The organism is Candidatus Pelagibacter communis, from assembly GCF_001179925.1.
Lineage (GTDB): Bacteria > Pseudomonadota > Alphaproteobacteria > Pelagibacterales > Pelagibacteraceae > Pelagibacter > Pelagibacter ubique_E.
Map to the genome: position 1 here is coordinate 103777 of NZ_CVSF01000064.1, position 6461 is coordinate 110237.

6 protein-coding genes and 1 pseudogene are annotated in these 6461 nt (G+C 25.6%); 1 reads left to right on the top strand and 6 read right to left on the bottom strand.

From position 1 onward, the window contains the following. The 6 genes from AMN70_RS04110 to AMN70_RS04135 all read right to left on the bottom strand — a co-directional run bounded on the left by AMN70_RS04110 (position 1) and on the right by AMN70_RS04135 (position 6135). Complete coding sequence (locus tag AMN70_RS04110; RefSeq protein WP_075502026.1) at positions 1-2316, bottom strand: hypothetical protein; 2316 nt, start codon at positions 2314-2316, stop codon at positions 1-3. A 2-nt stretch (positions 2317-2318) separates the two neighbouring features. Then, positions 2319-2885 (bottom strand): DUF4956 domain-containing protein, encoded by a 567-nt coding sequence (locus AMN70_RS04115; RefSeq protein ID WP_179850389.1) that lies wholly within the window; start codon positions 2883-2885, stop codon positions 2319-2321. Positions 2886-2994: 109 nt separating this feature from the next. Next, positions 2995-3699, bottom strand: coding sequence for a sugar nucleotide-binding protein (locus AMN70_RS04120; protein WP_075502030.1), 705 nt, complete (start codon positions 3697-3699; stop codon positions 2995-2997). Between the two features lie 15 nt (positions 3700-3714). After that, positions 3715-4590: a sugar nucleotidyltransferase gene (locus AMN70_RS04125; RefSeq protein WP_075502032.1), complete on the bottom strand. Its 876-nt coding sequence runs from the start codon at positions 4588-4590 to the stop codon at positions 3715-3717. Then, a complete protein-coding gene (gene rfbB / locus AMN70_RS04130) occupies positions 4587-5600 on the bottom strand; it encodes a dTDP-glucose 4,6-dehydratase (protein ID WP_075502034.1) in 1014 nt (337 codons plus the stop codon). Before rfbB ends, AMN70_RS04125 begins: the two co-directional genes overlap by 4 nt. A 7-nt stretch (positions 5601-5607) precedes the next feature. Beyond that, positions 5608-6135: an adenine phosphoribosyltransferase gene (locus tag AMN70_RS04135; RefSeq protein ID WP_075502036.1), complete on the bottom strand. Its 528-nt coding sequence runs from the start codon at positions 6133-6135 to the stop codon at positions 5608-5610. Positions 6136-6176: 41 nt separating this feature from the next. Between AMN70_RS04135 and AMN70_RS04140 the strand changes: the two are divergent. Further along, positions 6177-6461 (top strand): annotated as a pseudogene (locus AMN70_RS04140) (5'-methylthioadenosine phosphorylase); the annotation flags it as partial.

A 6461-nucleotide genomic window follows, 5' to 3' on the forward strand; every position in this document is an offset into this window, starting at 1 on the left:
CTAAATTGATTTGTTAATAATTATTTTTGAATATTTATCTTTTTTTAAAAATTCAAAAAAATTTGAACATTTGATATTATTTGAAAAAATATATCCACCCCAAAATTCTTGTTTTTTCTTATAAGAAGATAAACAATTAGTAATATCTTTCATCTCAGCATTATCTATAAAAACTTTTGAACTATCTTTTGAGGCAATTCCAATATTTGAATTAGAGATATTAATTTTTTCAACTTTTAACATACTTTTTTCACCAGTTGAAATAGCCTTATCACTACACTGAACAAGGAGTGCATTTTGTATCTTATAATTTCCATATGAAAAATCTAAACAATCGTTACCACTGTTTTTAATTTCAACATCTTTAAAACTAATTTCTGAAAAATCCGCATCAACCCCATCATATTTTGAGTTTTTTATTTTAAGTTCTTCCACACTTCCAATTGTATTAATAAAATTAACTGAATCTTCACATTCCATATTTTCTATATTTAATTTTAGATTATGAATTTTTGAATTTAAAAAGGTTAAACAACCAGTTAAACCATATTCATCAGACCTAGTAAAATTTGATATTTCGTTTTTTTCATCCTTTATTTGATCCCTTGAAAAAAAAATTTTCCAATTTTTTAAGCTAGAGTCAAAAAAAACAATTTTTTCCTGACCGGAGTTTTTTATATGAATTTCTTTTTTATTTTCAAAAAATTCAATATTTGTTTTTTTATTATAAAAAATTTTAATTTCATCATTTATAATTTTGGTATCGAAGTTATTTTTTCTAATCTTATCAACATTTTGATAGTAGAAATTTTTTGAGGAAGAACCCAATAAATTTTGCCCCAGGTAAACAAAATGAGTTTGATTATAGGATAAATTTTGTCTTAATAATTCACTGATATCCTTAGTATTTGTATTGAAGTCTCTACAATTTACCTTATTAAATTCACAAGTTATAAATTTTTGGAAATCGTCAGAATAATAGACAAAATTTCTTTTTAATGACTTATTGTAAGAATTAACTTTACTATTAATCACTTCTTTCTCCTCAACAGCAGAAATCTTATATAATTGATCTTCATCTAAAGAGTTCAAATATGACAAATTAGATTTTATTTTTTCAATTACTAAATATAATTCCTCTTTATCTATAAAAACTCCCATTTTTCTTAATTCCAATTGTAAAAATTCTAAGTTTATTTCAGATATAGCCTTAAATGCTTGACTAGCACCTTTTTTTCCTGAGGGTAAAAATTTATCTTTTTCGGTTATATTTCTTTTTGATAGTTTATTTTTTTTTTTATCTAATATATTTCCCATACCATCATAATAAATTGGTAGAAACTTTCTGGAAAAAGGGTCAAAATAAAATATTCTATCATCATACTCTATGCCATGACTTGCATAAAGCGAATACATAAGTGCATCATAAACTTCCACTCTTTCGAAATAATCTTTGTTCAAAATTTGCGATAATGTTGAGAAATCTTTTATGTCTCTCTCTAATTTTACATGAACTCTATTGAGATCGTTTAATAATGAAGTTGCATATTCAGCTATAATTCTATTTTTTTCATTTTTTAAGACAAGCTTGGAATTTGAAACTCCATAAAGCGAAAAGTGTTTTGCCTCTACAGGATCAAGTCGATAAAATCTTTCATCAACTTCCAACATAAAACTTTCGCGTAAATTATTTCGTTCAAGCATTTCTTTTGCTCTTTTTTCTTGAAAAATAACATTAAATTTTTGGTCATTATAAAATAGATCGGTTTTAAAAGTTGTAGGTGTTAAGAAACCAACATTTTTTAATAAAATTGTGGTAAATATTTCATTATTTCCATTTCTAGTCTCTGGTTTTAACAAAAGAAAACGAGTAATTCCTTTTATATTTCCTTCTTTGAGGTTGATGTTCAAGCTTGGCATATTTCCAATTCTATGATCTTCAAAATTTCCGTGTGGTCTAATACTAGCCTCTAGTGTACATTCAATTTTATTTGTTTTTATTTTAATAAAACCTTTTTGTCTTTCAGAGATATTATAAAATTTAATGCCTTCTGATGATGCAAGTTTATTCTTCTCACTTTGTATATGTGCTTCTAATCTGTTTGTCTTCCATTTTCTTTTATTTTTAAAGTAAACTTCAAAGCTTAAATCAGAAAAATTTTGATTTTCAATGTAATCTAATTCTTCATAATTCAATTTACTACATTGGTTTGTTTTTTTTTTATTTTTAAAAACTTCATAGTTTAAATTCTCTTTAAAGCTGGAAAAGAAAACTATCGTTACAAGTAAAATTAATCCTAAAATTTTTGAAAACATATTTAAGATTGAAGGTCAGATCTGATATTATTTATATTTTCAATATTTGATAATTCATTTTTGAATTGAATTAATTCATTTCTATTTTTAAAAACTAATCGATAATTATATGCGTTATTTTTTTTATCATTAAAAGAACTTATTAGCCCTTTATGCTCACTTAAGATCTTTAAATCTTTTGAAGCTTCTATTTCTAATGAATAGGATATATTTCCATCGCCAAAAGAATATTGAAATAAGCTTAAGTTAAGGTATTTTTTTAAAAAAGCATCCAATATCTTAATACCAAGTAAAACAAAGACTATCATGAAAAATAAATTTTGACATAAACCAATACTAACACCTGCAGTTACTCCAAGAGTTACTAGAGCAAAAAACATCACTAATTCAAAAGGACTTTTTACAGGATTTCTAAATCTTACTATCGAAAGAGCTCCTATCATTCCCAAAGATAATGCTATGTCATCTTTTATGATAGTGCTAATTACCAAAGAAATTATTGGTAATAACAGGTAGGAACCAAGATGATGATACGTATTAGCCCATCTTTGTCCACAAATTATAAGCACATACCTAAGTGTAAAACCTGCAAAAATTAAAAAAAGGCATTTATATAAGTATCGATTATAATCAATAAACTCGAACATAGTTAATGTTATATATAAAGATTTGTTAGATTTAAATTAATTTCTTTAGTTTATTTATATTCATATCTTGTCTTAAGGGGAGTTTTGATAAATTTTTAGCTTTAATTTTTTTTACGTCAAGTTTTTTTGATTTTGCAAATTTATAAACAGACTGTGGTTTTCCACCTATATTTAATATCCCTCTCTTATTAATTATTTTTGGTAAAATTTTCACTAAATCTTCGTGATACATGTAATTTGCAATTAAATTATTATAAGCCTTTTTAAACATGAATGGTTTTTCTGTCATATTTATTCTTAATATTAGAGAATTATTGTACATTGAGACAGCACATTCTCCACCTAACTTTGAAAGACCATAATTGTTAAATGGTTTAACAGGATCGGTTTCTTTATAATTTCCGCGCAATCCCTCATAAACATAGCTTGTAGAAAAATATACAATTTTAATTTTATATTTCTTACAAACTTTTACTAAATTAGCTGTGCCAATAATATTTAGGTCAATACTTTTGCTAATATTAGTCTCATGAATATTCATTGGCCTAGACAAACCTGCAGTATGTAAAATTATAGAAGGTTTTATTTTTTTTATAATTTTAATAATTGAGTTTTCACTTAAAATATTACATTCTTTTTTCGACGCAAAATAAAGATTCAATTTATAATTTTTATCCTTTAAAACCTTCGCAAACCTTCCACTGCCACCAGTTACAAGAATTTTATTTTTATTCATTCAGATTTTATCAATTTATGATTTGTTGATTAGTTTTTTTAAGTATTTTGAATAATCACAATTACCATAGAAATTAATCGCTTTTTTAATGTGTTTTTTATTTATCCATTTTGAGTTAAAAGCTATTTCTTCTAAACAAGCGATCTTAAAACCTTGTCTATTCTCTATTGCTGAAACGAAAGCAGAAGTTTTGTAAAAATCTTCAATTGAACCGGTGTCAAGCCATGCACCACCTCTTCCAATTAAATCAGCAGTTAATTGTTTTTTTGATTTATAACGATTTAAAAGATCTACAATTTCAACTTCACCTCTTTTTGAGGGTTTTAAGTTTTTTGCAAATTTTATTACTTGATTATCAAAAAAGTATAAACCAGTAATTGCTAGGTCAGATATATATCTTTTAGGTTTTTCTTTTATAGAAATAATTTTATTTTGTTTATTAATTTTAGCTACTCCAAATAGTTCTGGTTTTGGAACTTTGTGCAAAACAACTCTTGCACCTTTTTTAAGTCTTGTATTTTCTAGAAGTTTTTTTGTAAGATTTTGGCCATAAAAAAAATTATCTCCAAGTATCATTGCAACATTCTCTTTTCCTATAAATGTTTCACCAATCACAAATGCATCAGGTAAACCTCTCGGTTTATCTTGTTCTAAATAATTAATTTTGATACCTAAGTTATTTCCGTTAGGTATAATTTTCTTATATTGATTAAGTTGCCCTTTATTTACAATGATTAGTATATCTTTAATATTCGCTAACATTAAAATTGATAAGGGATAAAAAATTAATGGTTTATCATAAATTGGAAGAAGTTGTTTGTTGACAGCTTTAGTAATTGGACTCATTCGTGTTCCTTTGCCACCAGCTAATATAATTCCCTTTTTGATCATAGTTTACCCAATCGTTTAACAATATCTTTTTTAGATAGTGATTTATAATAATTTCTGTTTTTAAAATACCAATCAAATGTTAATTTAATACCTTGTCTAAAATTTGTTCTGGGTTTCCATCCAATTTTTTTCTTAATTTTATTACTGTTTAAAGCATACCTAACATCGTGACCTGGACGGTCTTTTACAAATAAAATTTTAACTTTTTTTCCAATTTTACAAACTGATTTTGAAACATTAATTAGTTCTTTTGAAACTTGAATGTTATTTAAATTTTTATTAGACCCAATGTTATAAAATTCTCCTATTTTACCTTTGATAAAAACCTTTAGTAAAGCCTCACAATGATCTTTGACATATATCCATTCTCTAGAGTTGGTGCCTTTCCCATAAATTGGAAGAGGTTTATTATTTAATATGTTGTAAATTAGTTTAGGTATTAATTTTTCTGGGTGTTGTTTGGGACCATAGTTATTTGAGCAATTTGTAATCATAGCTGGAATTTTATAGGTTCTTACGTAAGAACTAACCAAATGGTCTGAAGAAGCTTTACTTGCAGCGTATGGAGAACTAGGTTGATAAGGATAATTTTCAGAAGATCTGCCAGATAAAATGTCTCCATAAACTTCATCTGTAGAAATATGAATTAGTTTTGATTTATGACTTTTTACATATTCTTTAAAACATTCTAGTAAATTATAAACTCCAACAATATTACTTTGAATAAAATTTTCAGGGTTATCTATGGATCTATCAACATGAGTTTCAGCCGCAAGATTAAAAATTGCTACTGGCTTATATTTAAATAAAATTTCTTTAATTTTTTTATCTTTGATGTCACATTTTAAAAATTTATAATATTTTGATTTTTTGTGTTCTTGGACGTTATAAAAATTAGATGAGTAAGTTACTTTATCAATATTAATAACGTAATAATTTTTTCTAATTAACAGGTCAATTAAGTTACTACCTATAAAGCCCAGTCCTCCTGTAACAATAATTTTTTTCATCTAAATTTTAATGACCCGGAAATTCAATTAAATTTTCAACGTTATAACCTTTTTTTACTAAATTGTCTGATCCATTTAAGTCAAAAAGATTAATTACAAATATAAAACAGGCTACTTTACCACCAGAAATTTCAACTAATTTTGCTGCAGCTTCAGCAGTACCACCAGTAGCAATTAAATCATCAATTATTAAGATATTATCATTTTTTTCAATTGAATCTTTATGAACTTCTATGGTAGCAGTTCCATACTCCAACTCAAAATCAACAGAGTGGACTTCTGCAGGTAATTTATTTTTTTTTCTTAGCATCACAAAAGGTTTTTTTAATAAGTATGAAACAGCTGAAGCAAATACAAAGCCCCTTGATTCTATTGCAGCAATTTTATTAAATTTAAATTTTTTTGATTTTTTTACAATTTGGTCAATTGTTTCAGAAAATGCATTTTCATCCTTTATTAGTGTTGTGATATCTCTAAATAATATACCTTTTTTTGGATAATCTTGAATTGATCTAATAAAATCTTTTAAATTCATAATACTTATTTATAAAACAATAAATAAATTAAATTTTGAACATGACAATAAATAAATTAGCAATCATAGGTGGAAGTGGACTTTATGATGTTGAGGAATTCAAAAATCGAGAATTATTAGACTTAAATACACCATGGGGAAAACCCTCAGATAAAATATTAAAAACCAACTATAAAAATAAAGAAGTTTATTTTCTGCCTAGACACGGAAGAGGTCATTGTATTTCACCATCAAAAATAAATTTTAGGGCAAATATTGATGCACTCAAACAGTTAGGGGTAACAGATATAGTTTCAGTATCTGCTGTTGGTTCTTTAAAAGAAGAT